Genomic DNA, 18385 nt, shown 5'->3' with positions numbered 1-18385 from the left:
TAAGCTTTTAAACCAATACATTTACTCAACAGGATTAAACGCTATGAAACAGTTCGCCCTTGTTATGTTAAGTTCGGCTATTCTTACCGCTTGCGCGGTTGCAAATGCAACATCAGATAACACATCGGAGAATGATGCACCAAATATCTATGTGTTTAAGGATTGTAAGCGCCTAGATACTATCGCGATGACAGAATCACAACTGACCGCTTACCATGCAATGAAAGCGGATGAAGTGAAGTTAAAAACACTTGAAAAGCCGATGAAAAGTATGGAACGTGAACTTGCAAAACATGAGCATGCATTAGATAGCTTATCAGGTGATATGGTAATTGAAGATGGCGATACTGTGGTTGTGAATAAACAATTAATTAAGCAACACGAACAAATCGCTGAAAAAATAGAAGCGATAGTCCGCTCTCATAGCAAAGATATTGAAGCCCTCGAACTGCATGCACGTCAGTTTGAGCACACCGCTCGTGATTTTGAAGCGGCAATTCAGCCATCAATTCGCAAATATGGTGAAAGCAATATTCAAATCACAATTGGCAACAAAGCACCTAATTGGCAATGCGAAGTTTAATCATCTGCTGGCAAAACGTTGCGCAAGAAGCATCGATAATTCCCAATGTCTATAAATTTAACCAACCAATTTAAAGCCCCAAAAGGGGCTTTTTTTGGCTTGTTCAAGTAGCGCAAGTTAGGTTTAAATACTTACCAAGTATAATTTGCCGTAATGGAGTACTGTTCACCGCGACCTGGTGTACCTGGTACTTCTTCGAATTTTTCATTCCATAAGTTATCAACGGCAAACACCAAATTTACACCTGGTAATTGGCTTGGTGTGTAGGTAGCTGTTAAGTGGGTGAACAGCGCGTTGTCATCGCCGTTACGCAGGGCATTTTCTTGCTGTTTGCGCCATTCATTATCAATGCGCAGTACCACACTGTCATGAAGGTGCCATACGGCGCCAAGCGTTACACGATGCGGTGGATAATTTAACGCATAAAAACTGGCGTCTACCGTGTCGTCAAAGTAGTTTTCAGATTTATCTAAATAAGTGTAACTAGCCACAATATCGGCGTTACCAAAACTTTTAATCGCAAAAAGTTCAAAACCTAGCGTGTCAATATCAACGGCGTTGGCTGCGCGCGCTGAAGTTGCATCAAAACTATATGTCCAGTCGGTTAAATCGTTATCAAAACGATAAAAAAGTGCAGAATCGAAGCGCCAGTCTAGGGCATCAAGTGACATCCCAACTTCAATGTTCTTACTTACTTCACGTTTTAAATTGTGATTACTTCGAAATAGGCCGCCTGTTTCGCTGCCACCAATTGCGGTGTAGCCAGCAACTTGCGTAGCTTCAGCGTACGATAGGTAGAATTTACGTGTTGAGTTATTTTGATTACGTGTTAGCCATGAAACATCACCGATCACAGACACATGAGAGTCATCACGATTAGTGTCGTCAAATGCAACGCCAAGTCGAGCGGTTAGGCTTTTGTTTGCATCAAGTGAGGTGGTGTATTCAGGTATAACACTCAGTTTGTAATAATCACGTGAAGTAAAATTATTTTCAAGGGTGGTTGATTCAATTGAATCAGCCATCGCTTGCGCTGAATACAATAGGCTAAATTGGCTATTTACACTGTGCGTGCCCGATAAAGCAAAAGCATCTACTTCCGTTTCATGAAAAGCCTCAAACATTGATGGGTTTTCTCGTGAGAACACATAATGATCTTGATGTTTTCTGTGGTACGCGGTTACCTCAAAGTGACTATCATTTGTGTATTGCTGCGTGTGATTTATCATAAACAGCTTAGTTTTTAACGCTTCTGTTTCGTTCACGTTAAATGGCGTATACATATTTGGCCAGCCGAAGAATTTCTCTTGTTGACCATAAAAAACATCGGTTTGAGAATGTTCGCTGGCGAGTTGCACGCGTCCAGAGGCACGGTCAAAATCATGGTCGCCAAACTCGATGGTACCATCACTTTGTGAGTGAGAGTATTCACCTTCAACACCTAAAGTCCACGAACGGTTAGATTCAAGCTGTGTGCTATATGCACTGTGCAATCTAAACAGTTTAAACCCATTGTTACCAGCACCTGCTGATACATTGCCACCGCTATTAATGGTATTCCATTGATAAGCGATTGAACCTACAGAACTATTAACACCGTAAAGGGCGTTATCTACGCCAGTGAATACCTGTGGTTTAGATAGCATTTCAGGTGCAATAGGAATTTCAGCAAAGTAATGGCCTGTTTGCGGGTCGTATAAGGTTGCACTGCCAATGCGAAAACCTGTGTTTTCAAAAATACCGCCGCGGATGGTAACATCCGCCTGCGCTTCAGCCATATTACGCGACTGCAAATCAACGCGCGGGTCGTATTCTAAATTTGAAACAGGTGAGTCAAAGGTGCCGACGGGACGGTTATTTGCCGTGGCGGCGCTTTGAACGGTGATTTTTTCGATTTCGGTAGAAGAGGTAAGGTCGTTTGACGCGAAAGAGTAAGCTGACAGCGTGCTTAAAAACAAAGCGTTTGCAACGCGAAACATGTGATTTCCTTTTAGACGTAAGTAACTACATTCAGTTGTTGTAAGGGCTACTTGCCAACTAGCTTGGCTCAAATAAAACACAGGGGAAGTTCCCATATAACAACATCGCTAATTTGGCGCGCATTGTATATGATCTCACTCCTGAGGCATATACGAATCATTCTCAACTTTATACATTTATGAATAAACAAAACAAACAGCGCTGCATTGCTAGCGCAAACACGTTAGATCACGTTATCTACTTTGCAGGAGGCTGTTTATGGGGGGTGCAAGAATACCTAAGGCATCTCCCCGGCGTAATAAACAGTGAAGCGGGTAGAGCAAACGGCACTGCTAATAGCACACATGCGCCATACGATGGGTATGCAGAATGTGTGAAAGTACACTTTGATCCAGAAAGTATCACGATTGCGCAATTGATGGCGTATTTCTTTGAAATTATCGACCCATATAGTATTAACAAGCAGGGGCAAGATATTGGGGAGAAATACCGTACGGGAGTTTATAGCCAAAACCCAGCACATTTGGGCGCTGCTGCTGCGTTTATTAATGCTCGAGATGATAAAGAACAGATTAAAGTAGAAGTATTGCCCCTTACCAATTACGTAAAAAGTGATGAAGAACATCAAGATAGGCTTACTCGCTACCCTGATGACTACTGCCATATTCCGCAATCGCTTTTACACAAATACAAACAGTAAATTTTTGATCTTATAAGTTGATTGTCACAAGGTAGCGATGCAGAAAGGTTCTTACTGAATATTTAAGATGTCTGGCGCTACGTATTTAGCGTGGTTGATGCAGTTTGCAATAAACTAGGGTCTGTTGATCTTTGCTGTTCTATTTTTGTTCTCTTTAAGCGTGCTTTTATCGCGGCGCTCGATGTGTGGCCTAGCAATCTAAGCGAATATCGAGCAAAGCTTACGCGTCCAGCTCACGCCCCTTACCTACATCCGTGTAGGCAACAATGAGAAAAGTGCGCTCAAAAGAACCGTTCGGCAGCGCTTGATTGGATTTTCTACTGTGTTATCGGCTGGCTCACATAGAATAACTATGCCACACAGCCTCTGCCTTGTATAAAACCCAATAAAACTGCTGCAAAAACGAACTTGAAAGGTCAACAGACCCTGGGCATCAACCTCAAAGCTCTTTTTGTTTGGTGATTATTAAGTATCTTGTTGCTGGTTTGCATTATTAAATTTGTAGAATGTTATACGTTGCCAAACAAACCACTGTGCGAATAAAGCGATAATTAATACAGGTACAAATGCTTGCAACATAGGTATATCGTTGGCGGCAGTGAAAAGACCATAAATAAACCCTAATCCCGCTGAAATTAGGCTGATATTCTTCCATTTCTTACTGATATCGATACGCTTTCTACAGTTTGGACAGTGGTAATTCCACGGATTAATATTTCTAAAACTTTGCAAAAAAGTGATTTCATTATTGCATTCTGGGCATATAGGTTTCATTTCAATACTCCCTGTTTTTATTATGTTTGTGATTTTAATCAAACATCCGCTAATAACCCACGTAATGTGTTTAACGGTTTGGTTAAGTGATTAATGGCAAATACTGAAAGTGCGTAGTAACAGGTCTGCGACATTATCCGTCAAGCATTTCAACATTTTGAAACAATTATTCTCACGTGACACTTGTGTCTAATATTTGTTCAGGTAACAATCGAAAACGGATAATTTACAAGGAATAATTATAATGAAAACGCATTTTCAATTAGCCGCAGTTGCCTGTGCGCTAGGGCTTGTACTAGCTGGCTGTTCACAAACAAACAGTACATCGCAAGCGGTAGAGGCAGTACAACAAGCACAAACATTAAAACAATATGATGCTGAAACTTTCTTTGACACCACCTCTATTATGGGCAGCAGCTTTTCACCAAATGGTGACAAAATACTGGTGAGCAGTGATGAAAGCGGTATTTATAGCCTTTATGCTGTTGATATTAAAACCGCTAAAAAAACACGCTTAACAGATTTTCAAGACAGTACTTACGCGGTGCGTTATTTCCCAAATGACGAACGCGTGATTTTTACCAAAGATTCAGGCGGTAATGAGCGTTTTCATGTGTATGTACGCGAAGTGGACGGCAGTGTTAAAGACTTAACACCGGGCGATGAGACCCGTGCGCGCTTCGCTGGTTTCACAGAAGATGGTAGTCATTTTTACATTACCAGTAACCAGCGCGATGCTAAGTTTATGGATTTATACCGTGTTGACGCAAAAAGCTATGAAGTAACCCCTGTTTATCAAAATAAAATGGGGTTAGATGTGGGGGCAATTAGCCCTGACGGCCGTTTTATTGCGCTTTCTAAAAATAACTCAAACAAAGATAGCGACGTGTTTATTCTCGATACGATGAAAAAAACACTTAAACCAGAGTTAATTGCTGGCAAAGGTGTTGAAGCCACATTTGGCCCAGAAACCTTCTCGCGAGATAGTAAGGCACTTTATTACTCAACCAACGCAAAAGGCGAATTTGCACAGATTTGGCGCTACGATTTAAGCTCGGGTGAACATCGTCTTGCACTCAAAGATGAGTGGGATGTTAACTTTATTTATTTCTCTAAATCAGGGCGCTACCAAGTGAGTGGTGTAAATGCTGATGCCAGCACTAAAGTCACTGTGATGGATACAAAAACAGGGCAATCGATTGCGATGCCAAGTTTACCTGCGGGTAATTTACGTGGCGTAAATTTCTCGGCAGATGAAAAAACCATGGCGTTTTACTTAAATTCCGATACGTCACCGAATAATTTATTTGTTTGGCAGGTAGGGTCATCAAACGCATCACAACTTACAAACAGCCTAAGTGCAGCAATTGATCAAAATGATCTGGTTGAAAGTACCATAGTGCGTTTTAAAAGCTTTGATGGGTTAGAAATCCCTGGTGTGCTATACAAACCAAAACAAGCAAATAGAAATAATAAAGTGCCTGCACTTGTGTGGGTGCATGGCGGACCAGGTGGACAAAGCCGCACCGGTTATAGCGCCATGCAGCAGCACTTGGTAAACCATGGCTATGCTATTTTTGCGGTGAATAACCGCGGTAGCTCGGGCTACGGCAAAACCTTCTTCCATTTGGATGATAAAAAACACGGCACCGATGACTTACAAGACATTGTTTACGGTAAAAAACATCTACAAAGCTTAGATTGGGTAGATGGCGATAAAATTGGCATTATGGGCGGCAGTTACGGCGGCTTTATGACCGCGGCAGCGCTTGCGTTTGAGCCGGAAGAATTTAAAGTGGGTATTAATATTTTTGGTGTAACTAACTGGGTAAGAACGCTTAATTCTATTCCACCATGGTGGGAGAGCTTTAAAAAAGCGCTTTACGATGAAATGGGCGACCCAGCAACAGATGGTGAACGTCACCGCGCTATTTCGCCATTATTCCACGCTAAAAATATCACTAAACCATTAATGGTAATTCAAGGCGCCAATGACCCTCGCGTACTGCAAGTGGAAAGTGATGAGCTGGTGGCCGCGGTAAAAGCCAATGGCGTACCGGTAGAGTATGTTTTATTTGATGATGAAGGTCATGGTTTTACCAAAAAAGAAAACCGCATTGAAGCATCAAATGCTTACCTTAAGTTTTTAAATACCTATTTAAATAACTAATTAACGTTTTTTAAATTACAAAAAGCCGGAGTAATCTCCGGCTTTTTTGTGAATGCGAATAATCATGGAGAAGCTACTTTTAAGGGTTTTCACATTAGATCTCGCGGATAAAATGTTAAATAGTCGTAAGCCAATTTAAAAACTGCTTTTTCTCGAAGGCAGTTTCAAAACGCACATTCTTACGTTCGGCATTATCGGTAAAGACAACGCTGTTTTTATTTACGGAGATGGATAAAATTGGCGGCTGAGCATTTATGCTAGCGGCACTAAATGTATGTATCATATTAGATCTTTTATATTTTTACTTAGGGGGTACTGTAAGACAAAAACTGATGGGTTAATTCAAGGAGGCGTATTACGGTGATGATAAGGCTAGTTGTTACTAGGGTCTGTTGATCTTTGCTGTTCTATTTTTGTTCTATTGAGCGTGCTTTTATCGCGGCGCTCGATGTGTGGCCTAGCAATCTAAGCGAATATCGAGCAACAATGAGAAAAGTGCGCTCAAAAGAACCGTTCGGCAGCGCTTGAATGAGTTTTCTACTGTGTTATCGGCTGACTCACATAGAATAACTATGCCACGCAGCCTCTGCCTTGTGTAAAACTCAGTCAAACTGCTGCAAAAACGAACTTGAAAGGTCAACAGACCCTAAGTCTGGAAGAGCACTTAATTATAGTGCTACAACATTTGAAGCTTGTGGGCCTTTTGGACCTGTTCAACAGAGAATTGAACCTGTTGACCTTCGTCTAATGATTTATAACCATCAGAAACGATTGCGCGAAAATGTACAAACACATCTTTGCCACCGTCAGTTGGTGTTACAAATCCAAAACCTTTTTCTTGGTTAAACCACTTTACTACGCCAGTTACTGAATCAGACATATTGAAACCTTTTATTAATTAATTTGTGGTGAAATCTCACCGGATAAAGCTATAGATAAACAAGTAAAACAGTAACCAATAAAGCAAATATAGATACCAGTTCGACTTAGAATTAATAAAGAAGAAAGAGAAACAAAACGTGCAGTAGTAGATAAAGCTTTAAATTTCTAAAGCCTGCGCAGTGTACGGTAGTAATGTGAGTTTGTATACTTTTTAATTAGTTTTATTTATAAAAGCGGGTTTATTAAGAGAAACCACTTGGTGATTTCTCTTTGATAAGTAGAGCTTATTTGAGCTTTTTTACTGCTTCAAGTACGTCTTCAGGTTCAGCTCTTAAGGTGTAATCTTCTTTTGCGAAGGCAAATTGAATTACGCCATTTTGATCGATGACATAGGTTGCCGGTAGGGGCAATTCATAGCTGTTATCGCCATTCGCTTTTGGAATATCAAGGCCAAGTTGGTGATACACCGGCACTAAACGCTCATCAAGGGTAAATACTAAACCACAGGCTTTTGCTAAGGTATTTTCCACATCCGAAAGTACAGTATACGCAAGCGCATTTTCGTTTTGTGTAGAGAGTGAATTGTCCGGTAACTGTGGTGAAACAGCAACTAACTGTGCGTTATGCGCGGCAAATTCAGCTGAAATTGCATTAAGCGCACGCAGCTCTAAATTACAATATGGGCACCATCCACCACGATAAAAACTAAGTACCAATGGGCCTTTTTCTAGTAGCGCGTGTGAACTTACCAAAGTGCCATCGCTATTCGGTAAGATAAATGCTGGCAGCGTATCACCTACTTTAAGTGCATGCTGGCTTAATTGCGCCGCAATTAGTTTATCTGTAGTGATATCCATTAAATCTAAAATATCGCTACTAAGGTTGGCTTTCTTTTCGATTTCAAACGCGTCGATTTGGCTTTTTAATGTCATGTGTATTTCGCTTCTTGAGTAAACAATGGGCTCAGTATAGAGTTTTAATTTTTTAGATATACAATAGAAAAACGAAACCTAAATTTGAAAATGTTAAATCAACGCTATGTACAGTTTATGTGATTTAGAAACCTTTATTGCCATTGTTGAAAATCAAGGGGTGGTGGTTGCTGCAAAAGCACAAGGCCTTTCGCCCGCAACGGTAAGTCATCGTTTAAATAAGCTTGAAAAAGCGCTTAATACGGTGCTTATTTTTAGAGATAGTCGGCGTATGCGGCTATCGCCTGCAGGAGAGGTGTTTTATCAACGTGCGGTGGCAATTTTAGAGGCGCTATACGATGCAGAGCATCAAATTGGTGCTAGGGGTTCGGCCATTTCGGGTGTGCTAAGAGTCACTATGCCACCGTGGGTGTTTTCTAAATTTGTATTGCCTTCATTTGCTGCGTTTGAGTCAAACTACCCCGACTTAAAACTCGATTTTATGATCACCGATCAATTTGTGAATGTGGTAGATGACGCGCAAGATGTGGCGATTCGGGTAGGGCAATTGGCCGATTCTAACTTACTGTCGCGCAAGATTGCCCGTAATTCACGTATTTTGTGTGCATCACCTACTTATTTGGCAAAGCATGGCACACCAAAATCGATAACCGATCTTAGTAATCACCAATGGGTGTGTTTACCATGGCAACGGCAGCTTAAATTTAAAGATAATGACCGCGTTATTAACCACAGTGTAACTACTCAACTGACGATTTCTAACTCAGATAATATGACACAAGCGGCGGTTGCAGGGCTGGGCATAGCAATTAAATCGCGCTTGGCAATACAAGATGAATTAGCGGCTGGACAATTAATCGAAATTCTACCAAACACCTTGTTAGATGATGACGCGCCGGTATGGTTTTTAAAGCCACAAAACAGTTTAGTTACACGAAAAACCGAAGTGTTTTATGAATTTATGAAGTCGTTGTTTGAAAAAACTTAGGGTATATATTCAACGGCAAAGGCTAGCTGAAATGCTAGCCCTTGGCATGTTAAAGCGGTGAAACGATTAGCCCCTTGGTTAAGCTACTAAAACTGTAGGTTCGACTGCCACCTAATCGTTGCCCCCCGTTTTTAGCATCGTAATAACCACCTAACTCAAGTGTTGAGCGTTTGCTGCAGTTGAAGCAAGATGCTGAACGGTGACGCACAGTAATTAAATCTCCATTTTGTACGAACCCTGGCGATGTTGTGTAAGGTTCATTATTAATGGAGTATTCGCCTTGTTCAATTGTTGCCATAACTTTGGCACCAGACGTTAAGTCACTTACAGTAAATGGAATAGAGTATGTCCAAGTATTAAGTGCGACAGACATTCGGCGTCCAATTCTTGCTGGACGCGGGGATACATTAAGAGCTGTATCTTCAATAGCTGTCACAGCAAAATTGTTTAAATAAGGGCGTTCGGTAGTGGCTACCTGAATGTGTCCATTTGATTGTAAAACTGAAAAGGCTGCGCCATAAGCATTCACGATTCCGGCAAATGGCGGTTGACCAACGATAGCAACACCGCCGTTTGCAAAGTTTGCTACTGGTTGACCTGAGTTATCAAAGCGTGCGACTAAAAGTTGATGATTATTATTTTGTTGAATACTTCCTGTAACGATAGGTGCTGAAGTCGGTCTCAATGTGAGACCTAAGCATAGTGATGAATTGCCATTAGGCACAACAACGTTTGCTGCTCCGTTGTTGCCAAAAGAAGTATCTAACACACCATTTGTCGTATATCGTGACAAAACGCAGTTTTTGGTAAGCAATAAAGTGCGGTTATTTACATCGCGCTTTACACTGACTAACTCTTCACCATTTGCAGCGGGTACAATTATATGGCCTGAGTTACCAAAGTTAGTTACGAGGTTTCCGTTAGGATCTAATTGTGTCACTACTTTGGTTGTTAACGCAGTTGATGAACCAGTAAGTACCCAATAGCCATATGTAATAATACCCAGTGGGTCTATTTCTAAACTAACGGGCATATGAGGAAATTGACCACCAAGTGGATATGAAACGGCCAATACTCCGTTATTTGCAAAGCTATTATCAAGTGTGCCAGATGGCGTAAAGCGCGCAACTAATGTGCCATATAAGCATCTTGTGGCAACCAAAATGTGGTTATTTGCATCAACAGCAAGAGCATAAGGAATTATATGACCTTGACCAGTAAACGGTGCGAAACTTCTTAATGTTAAGGCTCCTACACCATTGGCAAAAGTGCTATCTAAGTTACCGTTTGCATCCAACTTAGCAAGTACGCCATCGCCACCAATAGAGCCAAGGTTATATCCTGTAATAATTGTTTCTTGATTATTGGTGCGCGCCATATCGGTTAAATTGAAGTTACTAATACCGAGTACTGAGGGTAGGTTTATTTCAACATGCCCAGAACTGCCAAAGCTTGAATCCTCAGTTCCGTCACTTAATAGTTGGGTTATTCTAAAGTCGCTCGGATGATGGCCTATTCCAGCAACGATAACCCCATTATTTGAAGTGGCAGATGCAGCAATAACGTTAGCACCCGAAGGCGTATGAACTATGCCTCCAACACCATAATTAGTATCAACATCCCCTTGAGCCGCTGTTGCATTCCCAGAGAACAAAAATACAAAAATGATCAGGTGACTTAATAGATTATGTTTTTTCATATTGAATTCCTTTTAATTAATTCCTTGCTCGGGAGTGTCCCGCGTTTAAAAAGTAGTCAACCTGCGCTTCTTTGCGTACAGACAAATGCCTAAAATTGGGCGCGTTATCTCTTAAAAATCAGGAGGGATTTGCGATGTTTCAACAAAGCACTAAATACTCTTCTAAAAATTAGTTAGTTACGTTTTTTATTGCATTTTTAGATTGAAAAGGCACTCCGTTTTTTGAAAAAATCAAAATAAATTTTGTGGTGATAGATAGAGTAGAATCCAGTCAGAATTTACCTGACTGGGTTTTTGATTAGTCTAAAGCGCTTTTATTATTGCTATCGTAAACTAACGCCGCGTAACGTTTTTCAATATCATTAATATGCATTTTGAATGCGTGTAACTCGTCGCCCGTTAATTGAATATTGCTTGGTTGTTTCATTTTTAATGGGTTAATTACTTTACCGTTTTTATGCACTTCATAATGCAGATGGCGTGCGCTAGAAAGCCCTGTATTGCCTAAAAAGCCAATCGTTTGCCCTTGGCTTACACGAGCACCATGCTTGATACCTTTAGCAAAGCCTTTTAAATGTGCATACAAGGTGCGATAGCCGTTGCCGTGATCAATTAGCACACGATTACCAAAGCTTCGGCTGTAGCTGGCTTTTAGTATTTTGCCTTTACCTGCTGCCATAATTGGCGTACCAACTGGTGCGCTAAAATCAATGCCTTTATGTTGCCTTGTGTAGCCTAAAACGGGGTGTTTTCGTTTACCAAAGTTTGAGGACAATCGCGCGCCATTAAGTGGGGTTTTCATTAAAAAGCTCTGTGCTAGCTTGCCATCTTTAAAGTAAAAAGTGTCTTGGTAATGGTAAAGTTCGTAATTTTTACCTTGATTGATAAAGGAAATTGCAACCAGCTGTTGTGGGTTACTAAAGGTGCTAAATAAATGTGCATCTTGCGTGAGTTTTACGCTATTAAAATTTAAGGTAATTTGATCGCCTTGTCGAATCTCCCTTTGAAAATCAACAAAATGTGACATCGCTAATATCGCGCTGTTAATCACATTATTGGGTACTTCAGCATCGCTCGCCGCTTGATAAAGGCTGTGATTAATTGCAAAAGAACGACTTATTTTCTCCGTTTGGGTTGTGATTGCATTTTGTGTAATTTCCCAATTTCCTTTTACTAATTTTGCGTTAATTACTTGTGCGAAACTCGCTGCAAATCGAATGGTTTTACTGTTTGGCGTTTCAATTACATCAAACTGAGTGTGCGACTGAATTTTCTTAAAATCATAGAGTGGTTTAATCGCATCGGCTAAGGCGTAAATCTCTGAAAATGAAAATCCCGCCAAACGTAATAAATGGGTCAGTGTATCGCCTTTATTTAGGGTATAGGTTTGACGTGTTATCTCCTGCGGAGCTTTATTGTCTTTTTCCTGCGAACTTACTTGCGTACGTGTGTCTTCTATGTCGATGTTGTTGTTTTGCGCTTCATCGTTACATTGGCTCTGTTCATCACAACCTACGAGTAATAATGCTACTAAAATAATACGTGAAAAATGCATGTTATTTCTCGTTTAAATAAATGAGTGGATCAACTGTTTGGCCATCTTTTGCTAGTTCAAAATGTAAATGTGTGCCTGTTACTTTGCCGCTATCGCCCATTTTTCCTATCAGCTCGCCGCTTTTAACCCACTGACCTTGAGTAACTGAAATTTCGTCTAAATGCGCGTAGAGCGATTGCCAGCCATTGCTGTGCTGGATCACAATGGTGTTACCAAATGCAGCTGCCATAGTTTTGTTGTCGGCAATAATCACTTTGCCAGTTTTTGCGGCAACAATGGATGTGCCTTTTGCATCAACTAAATCAATGCCGCGATGAGGGCGGTTTTTGCGAAACGAAGTTACGTGGCCATAATGAGAGCTGATATCAATATTTGCGACCGGATACTGCCACTTATCTTGTCCTGCATAAACTTGTGATATTGCGCCTTTTGCCAGTACAACAATTAATAGCGCACAACTGAAAACATAAAGTGATTTTTTAATTTGGACTGGCGCGTGACTAAAAATAAACGTAAAGCGTTGCTTGTAGTCGGCTACCTTGATGGTTTGCCCTGTAAAATGAGCAGCAAATGGGTTTAAAGCGCCTTGCTGCGATAATTTAATACTGAGCAACAAGGTATTAGCGTAATCTTGCGGCGTATAGCGATGGCGCGAGATTGTTTGTAAATCGCAGCGTTGTTCCATGGCATTTACATACAATTCGCTGAGCCGCTTTATAGCGGGATTAAACCAACAGATTTCAACCAAAACTAACCACAGCCAGGTATGAAAATGATCTCGGTTAGCAATGTGCATTTCTTCGTGGGCGAGAATAATACCCTGCTGCTGTTTGCTCAAATGCATAAAATACTGAGGTAACACAAGCGTAGGTTTATGAAAACCAATAACAAATGGCGATTGATTCATCGGCATCACCATACAAGGCACAGTACTTAAGTGATACGGAGTACCCGTCGCAATTAATGCCTTTGCGTTACGATAGCGTTTAGTTAGTCTCATTAGGCGATATGCAGATGGGATAAAAAGCCCCCCAAAAAGCAACCAATTAATGTTAAAGCCGTTTTGACTGGTGGTTTGCTTCGCCACTTCACCAACAAATTGCATTTGTTGTTGCGCACTAGAGTTAAGCCAAATAAAGTTGACTTCTGTCACCTTAAAAACGTCGAAATTTGGTAAAAATATGGCACATGGAAGGATGAGTGCGGCCCAACAAAAGAGCGGTGAAAGGCGTTCTTTTTGCGCTATTTTTTTTAATAAAGCAGCTAGTGAAAAGCTAATTACTAGCCAACATAAAAATGAGATTAACCACATAACTTAGTTGTTTTTCTGTTGTTGTAATGTATTTAAATGAGCCTCCAATTCAGAGAGTTCATCTTGTTCAAATAATTGGCTGCCAGAGAACATGGCAACGGGTAAATTGCCGTCTATTTCAAGTACGCGTTCAGAGAAATCTTTTACAAATGCAGCGAGCGTAGGCACTTTATCAAGTAATGCTGAATAGATTTTTTTATTCCCTTGCGTTTTCTACACTGACATAGTTTTTTTGCGCCATGCGCTCTAATGTTTTGCGGGTAGATGAATAGCTCCAACCGTAGAGTGACTCCATCCGTTGGTGAATTTCTTTACCCGTTAGCGGCTGTTGCTGCCATAAAGACTTGAGAATTTCGAGTTCTGGGCCGGTAAGTTGCAAAACAGTTTCCTTTTTATATTTATTCGAATATGGAAAATCACAATTTGTGTGACAGATGTCGCAATTTAACAGTGTTTTTAGTGTGACACAAGTCGCAGTTGGTGTTTTATTTTTTAATTCTAGGTGAAATGGGCTTTGAGAAAGAAGGTAAGCTTATGTTAAAACTTCAAGCATATTCAGTAAGTTAGATCTAACTTGATATGGTTAAAAGTGCTAACTTTTGTTTTTTTGTTTGGTATATTTCACCGTGTATATTATTAAATAACTAAATATCATAGGGTTACAATTTGGTATGCGCCTTGCCTTAGAGCGAATATATTCTAAAAACAATAATGGGTTACAATCTTATGCACACATCTCTTTTTAAATCGCTTCACCTTACAAGCTTAGCTGCCATCGTTCTTATTGCGTCAGGGTGTAGTGGCGTTGTGAGTCACCAATACATCAAAACCAATTCAAATGGCGCAATTACCGAAATTAAAAAGAATTATCAGCAATTTGGTGATGAATATCAGGTTATTGCCGAAATTAACGGACCAATCATCTTAAGCTCAGACGCGTTAACGATAGCAAGTATGAGTGAAGGCAGTTTTGTTAAGATTAAGCATTTCAAATCAGATGACTTTTTGATGATCAGCGAGAAAAATGGCGAAGTGACCTATAGTGATCAAAAAGGAAATACGCCAAGCAAAAACGAAATTGAACAGTTTATGACAAGCGTGTTTGATAATACCCCATTATTTGCTGTTGAGCGCACGAAGGCGTTAATTGAACAGCAGGGAATATCTGCAGCACTTAACCAAATGGAGCGAGCAAATAACGATGATACAAAATCGGCGTATATCACAGCAATTAGTGCCAATAATTTAGACTTTTTGGCGCAAAAACGGGTGTTGGCTGTAGTTGCTCAAATAAAGAGTGACTACAGCCAAAGAGTGACAGTAGAGCGTTTTTTAGACAAGAAAAAGCAGTTTCCAGAGCAAGCATGGCTTACGCTTTTACGTGGATTAAATGGCATGAGTTCAGATTATGAAACACGTGTTTTGCTCAGCAAGCTAGCACCACAACTGCCTAACGCGCAAACAGTTCATCAAGCTTATTTTGATGTGTCAAAAACCATTGATAGTGATTATGAAAAATTCAGATTAATAAGTGAAATATCATCACAATCAACACACTTATCAATTGCTGATATGTTTACCGCAAGCGCTGATATTGGTTCAGATTATGAGGCTTACCGCGTCGTAAATGCATTAGCGAGCGAAGTTAAAACACCAGATGATTTTGAAGCTATGCTAACTTTTATGCAGCTAATTGATTCAGATTATGAAATGAAAAGGGCCTTTCTTTCGCTGCCGTATCAAACAATGGACCGCGCAACTACCGCTCAGTCGATTGAATTAGCTAGCAAGTTTATTGACTCCGATTATGAATTAAGCAAAGCGTTGATCCATATTTGTCAAAAATCACCTCATAAAGCGCAACTTACTGAAACGGTTAAATTAGCTCTGCAATCTATTGGTAGCGATTCTGATAGGGTGAAAGTGTACGATGTTTTGTAAATAACTTTAGCTCAGGTTAAATCGTTAAAAGGCGCGTATTCACGTATTTATTAAGTGAATTTAATGTGCCTGTTCGTTTAGGTTCCATTTAGCTAACAACATTTGGTATTGCCCGTTGTGTTTAATGGCGTTGAGCGAGTTTGTTAGTTTTATCGCGAGCGTATTCTCTAATTTTTTGTTTGCTGTGATATGCAGCTCATTTGGAAAATCAGGTAAATGCAGTTTTTTCTCAATTTTTGTTGGATCAAGGCCAATACTGGTAAGTTCTTTATCGAGATGCAAGGTGTTAGTTAGCACCAAATCGGTACGATTTTTATAAAGCATTTTCATTAAGCTTTCAGGCTCTGGTGCAAGCACTAAATCGCGTTCAAGTGAAAAACCAGCGTTTTCTAAATAGCGTTGACTAAAATACCCTCGCACTGTGCTAACACGTAATCCTCGTGCACTGTGTAAATTAAATAACTCAAATTGATTGCTTTTCAAACCAACTAAATAAGCGTGGGCGTTAAATACTGAACCTAGAAATAAGTAATTTTTTTCACGACCGGGCGTTTTAAGCAGCGACATCATAACTACATTCGGCTGCGACTGTAGTTCACGAAACGCTCTTGCTTGCGGCATGATTTCAATTTTGCCAGCGCACGCACAGTCATCAAGTACAGCGTTAACGACATCAACTAAAAAGCCGTCTGGCTGGTTATTTTTATCTTTAAAATGAAGCGGGTATAAGTCTTCAGCGACAAAGCGAAGTTGTGTAGCAGAGCAAGTGACACTGAAAAAAAGAGTGACGATAAGTATGACATATACAAGAACTGAGTTTTTCATAAAGAACACACGACAATTACAACCCATTGCACACATTGCCTAAATGTATGCGCTTTTTCCAGCCATTTAGCCAGATATTAATCTTGCTTTAATTGTAGCTCAATGCAAATTAGTACCAAGTAGCTTAATCGTCAGGCCCTTTAAGAGTAAACTGCAGATGTTTACGCATATCTTTTAATACTACCCCTTTTTTTACCAGCGCTGCACTTAAGCGTTTTTGCCAAGTGAGCAGATTAGGCTCAGCAGCGGCTAAGGCTTGCTCATTTTCGAATTGAAAGCACAGTAATAGCGAACCTGGAAACAAGTGATATTCAACATCAAACCAGCATTGCACCATCCCCGGAATTTCCGCTAACGCTTTTGCCTCTAGCGCATCGGCAATACTAAGCACCAAAGCTTGTTGTTTTAGTTGAACTTTTGAGAGTTTTTTCATTGTTTTTCGATGCTCACTAAGAAAATATCAAATGGGGAAGCAGAGCGTTCAGCCTGCGAAACGTCAATTATACCAATTCTGTTAAGTATGTGATCAGCTACTTAAGTGAATTGGTATTATAACCAAGGATTTAACAGGCTACCAATGTTAGATTATCGGCTTTTATATATTAGGATTGTGAATTAATAAGCGCCAACAGCGTTACCTGCACCGTTGGCGCACAAGGGATTAAGAAATTGAGGGTAAATAGTGCGCCATCAGCTGCTTTGCATCCGCTTGATACTCTTGGTACGACTTCACCTTAAAGAAAGTGCCTGCGCGATAATCCTCTCCTTGTCTGGTTTGATACATTTTCTCTAGTGCTGCTTCATCATTCAAAAGTGCAAACAGTTGCGTCGCAGATTTGGCATCTTCTAGCGGATTATAGGTTTCTTGGTTGTTTTCATCGCGTTGGATAAGATTTTCTAAGCCAATAGTAAAGGTGTCTAGATAAGCGATTTGCTGCTGGCGTGGATGATTTGTTAAGTCTTCGCCAAATTTGCTTAGCTGCTCGTCAGAAAACTCGTAATCTTCTAATAAATTGACGGTTTTACTCACCATATCTTGCACTGTTGTATACATGTTGTCGCCATGGCCCTTACGGAGATAAAGTGGGTTATCGGGGTCACGAGACGAAAAGGCGGAAAATTCTAAAAAGGCGCCCGATTTTTGCGTAATATCACCTAAAAATGAAACGATGCTTTGACGTGCGGCTTCATCTTTGTCGTGTAACTGATCAAGTAAACGTGTTCCAAGGTGATTATCAAACCCCAGTACATTTAACATTGCACTTTGCTGCTGCTCACTAAAATTACTGAGTTGGTCTACTAAATCACCTGGGTTATCTGACGAAATGACACTTGATACAAAATTTTGTAGGTTATTCGCGCTTGAATCGGTACTAAAGTACAAATTGATTTCCGAGTAGGTACCGTCATCGCGACTATTTTTTTTGTATGTATTTACGGACTCGCTATAAAGTGCCGCTTGCGAAATAATTTTGTCTCGGTTTACTTCATTTTGGTTGGCAATCACGTCAATAAATTGCGCAATTTTTTCTTCTTCCGTGCGCGGAGGTTGGTATTCATTCACATGCACAAATAACATGCTTGCAGGCACAGACAAGCCCGAAATAGCACTTACTAATCCATTTAAATGCTCGTCATCGAGCTGCCCTGACAATGATAAAAATTGTTCGTTTTTAAGGACATCTGTTTTTGCTAAATTAATGAAGTCTTCTTCAGAAAGTCGCTCATACAATGATGTAAGCTGCTGTTTTTGCTCATCGGATAAATTGGCTTGGTCGGGTTCAGCTAACCAACTGTTAAAATCAAAATCAACAAGGTAAACCTGGCTAATAAATACAGAATCTGGCGCTATTTGGTCATTAGCGTTTACTTTTGCTGTGTTTACGGCTTGTTCAATACTGGCGTTTTTATTTTGCACCGCATTTGAGAGGTTCTCATAGCTATTTATGCTAGGTAATTTCATAATCACGTCCTTGTTTGTGAATCAATATGTTATCGGCAGATTACCCCAATAATTTAGTGTTTATTTTGGCTTTGATTTTAC

General features: G+C 40.3%; 17 protein-coding genes and 1 pseudogene. 5 read left to right on the top strand and 13 right to left on the bottom strand.

The genetic code is table 11. The features are described 5' to 3' along the window. Positions 1-43 precede the first annotated feature (43 nt). On the top strand, positions 44-583 hold the full coding sequence (locus tag C2M30_RS14770) for a hypothetical protein (protein WP_105172204.1): 540 nt from the start codon (positions 44-46) through the stop codon (positions 581-583). A 131-nt stretch (positions 584-714) separates the two neighbouring features. On the opposite strand, the gene C2M30_RS14765 is transcribed toward C2M30_RS14770, so the two are convergent. Continuing rightward, positions 715-2562, bottom strand: a complete 1848-nt coding sequence (locus tag C2M30_RS14765) for a TonB-dependent receptor plug domain-containing protein (protein WP_105172203.1) — start codon at positions 2560-2562, stop codon at positions 715-717. A 179-nt stretch (positions 2563-2741) separates the two neighbouring features. On the opposite strand from C2M30_RS14765, the gene C2M30_RS14760 reads away from it, so the two are divergent. Then, positions 2742-3263 (top strand): peptide-methionine (S)-S-oxide reductase, encoded by a 522-nt coding sequence (locus C2M30_RS14760; RefSeq protein WP_105172202.1) that lies wholly within the window; start codon positions 2742-2744, stop codon positions 3261-3263. Positions 3264-3728: 465 nt separating this feature from the next. Here the strand turns inward: C2M30_RS14760 and C2M30_RS14750 are convergent, their stop codons facing one another. Next, positions 3729-4037 carry a hypothetical protein gene (locus C2M30_RS14750; protein ID WP_105172201.1) on the bottom strand — a complete coding sequence of 103 codons (309 nt, stop codon included), beginning with the start codon at positions 4035-4037 and terminating at the stop codon, positions 3729-3731. Between the two features lie 244 nt (positions 4038-4281). Here C2M30_RS14750 and C2M30_RS14745 point away from each other — a divergent pair, with 244 nt between their 5' ends. Continuing rightward, the gene (locus C2M30_RS14745; RefSeq protein WP_105172200.1) at positions 4282-6207 is read left to right on the top strand and encodes a S9 family peptidase; all 1926 of its coding nucleotides are present in this window, start codon (positions 4282-4284) and stop codon (positions 6205-6207) included. A gap of 115 nt (positions 6208-6322) precedes the next feature. On the opposite strand, the gene C2M30_RS21625 is transcribed toward C2M30_RS14745, so the two are convergent. The 3 genes and pseudogenes from C2M30_RS21625 to C2M30_RS14735 form a co-directional block, all read right to left on the bottom strand. After that, positions 6323-6490, bottom strand: a complete 168-nt coding sequence (locus tag C2M30_RS21625) for a hypothetical protein (RefSeq protein WP_199775893.1) — start codon at positions 6488-6490, stop codon at positions 6323-6325. A gap of 385 nt (positions 6491-6875) precedes the next feature. After that, positions 6876-7087, bottom strand: a pseudogene (cspE, locus tag C2M30_RS14740) (transcription antiterminator/RNA stability regulator CspE). 286 nt (positions 7088-7373) lie between these two features. Continuing rightward, positions 7374-8021 (bottom strand): peroxiredoxin-like family protein, encoded by a 648-nt coding sequence (locus tag C2M30_RS14735; RefSeq protein ID WP_105172199.1) that lies wholly within the window; start codon positions 8019-8021, stop codon positions 7374-7376. A gap of 106 nt (positions 8022-8127) precedes the next feature. On the opposite strand from C2M30_RS14735, the gene C2M30_RS14730 reads away from it, so the two are divergent. Continuing rightward, complete coding sequence (locus C2M30_RS14730; protein ID WP_105172198.1) at positions 8128-9009, top strand: LysR family transcriptional regulator; 882 nt, start codon at positions 8128-8130, stop codon at positions 9007-9009. Between the two features lie 49 nt (positions 9010-9058). Here C2M30_RS14730 and C2M30_RS14725 read toward each other — a convergent pair whose 3' ends face one another. The 5 genes from C2M30_RS14725 to C2M30_RS21825 all read right to left on the bottom strand — a co-directional run bounded on the left by C2M30_RS14725 (position 9059) and on the right by C2M30_RS21825 (position 13954). Beyond that, entirely contained in the window at positions 9059-10708 is a 1650-nt protein-coding gene (locus C2M30_RS14725; protein ID WP_105172197.1) for a hypothetical protein, read from the bottom strand. Between the two features lie 298 nt (positions 10709-11006). Further along, positions 11007-12263: a M23 family metallopeptidase gene (locus C2M30_RS14720; RefSeq protein ID WP_105172196.1), complete on the bottom strand. Its 1257-nt coding sequence runs from the start codon at positions 12261-12263 to the stop codon at positions 11007-11009. Position 12264: 1 nt separating this feature from the next. Next, positions 12265-13416, bottom strand: a complete 1152-nt coding sequence (locus C2M30_RS14715) for a M23/M56 family metallopeptidase (RefSeq protein WP_158683467.1) — start codon at positions 13414-13416, stop codon at positions 12265-12267. A 162-nt stretch (positions 13417-13578) separates the two neighbouring features. Further along, a complete protein-coding gene (locus C2M30_RS21830) occupies positions 13579-13743 on the bottom strand; it encodes a hypothetical protein (protein ID WP_234004746.1) in 165 nt (54 codons plus the stop codon). A gap of 28 nt (positions 13744-13771) precedes the next feature. Beyond that, positions 13772-13954: a BlaI/MecI/CopY family transcriptional regulator gene (locus C2M30_RS21825; protein WP_234004745.1), complete on the bottom strand. Its 183-nt coding sequence runs from the start codon at positions 13952-13954 to the stop codon at positions 13772-13774. A 347-nt stretch (positions 13955-14301) separates the two neighbouring features. On the opposite strand from C2M30_RS21825, the gene C2M30_RS14705 reads away from it, so the two are divergent. Further along, positions 14302-15516 (top strand): hypothetical protein, encoded by a 1215-nt coding sequence (locus C2M30_RS14705; protein WP_158683465.1) that lies wholly within the window; start codon positions 14302-14304, stop codon positions 15514-15516. Between the two features lie 60 nt (positions 15517-15576). Here the strand turns inward: C2M30_RS14705 and C2M30_RS14700 are convergent, their stop codons facing one another. The 3 genes from C2M30_RS14700 to C2M30_RS14690 all read right to left on the bottom strand — a co-directional run bounded on the left by C2M30_RS14700 (position 15577) and on the right by C2M30_RS14690 (position 18304). After that, positions 15577-16341, bottom strand: a complete 765-nt coding sequence (locus C2M30_RS14700; protein ID WP_158683463.1) for a substrate-binding periplasmic protein — start codon at positions 16339-16341, stop codon at positions 15577-15579. Between the two features lie 124 nt (positions 16342-16465). Continuing rightward, positions 16466-16774 (bottom strand): hypothetical protein, encoded by a 309-nt coding sequence (locus C2M30_RS14695; RefSeq protein WP_105172192.1) that lies wholly within the window; start codon positions 16772-16774, stop codon positions 16466-16468. Positions 16775-17002: 228 nt separating this feature from the next. After that, positions 17003-18304, bottom strand: coding sequence for a hypothetical protein (locus C2M30_RS14690; RefSeq protein ID WP_105172191.1), 1302 nt, complete (start codon positions 18302-18304; stop codon positions 17003-17005). Positions 18305-18385 lie beyond the last annotated feature (81 nt).

The sequence above is a fragment of the Pseudoalteromonas sp. T1lg24 genome (genome assembly GCF_002964745.1).
GTDB lineage: Bacteria > Pseudomonadota > Gammaproteobacteria > Enterobacterales > Alteromonadaceae > Pseudoalteromonas > Pseudoalteromonas spongiae.
Note: the sequence above shows the minus strand (reverse complement) of the source record. Positions and strands in the feature narration are given on the sequence as shown.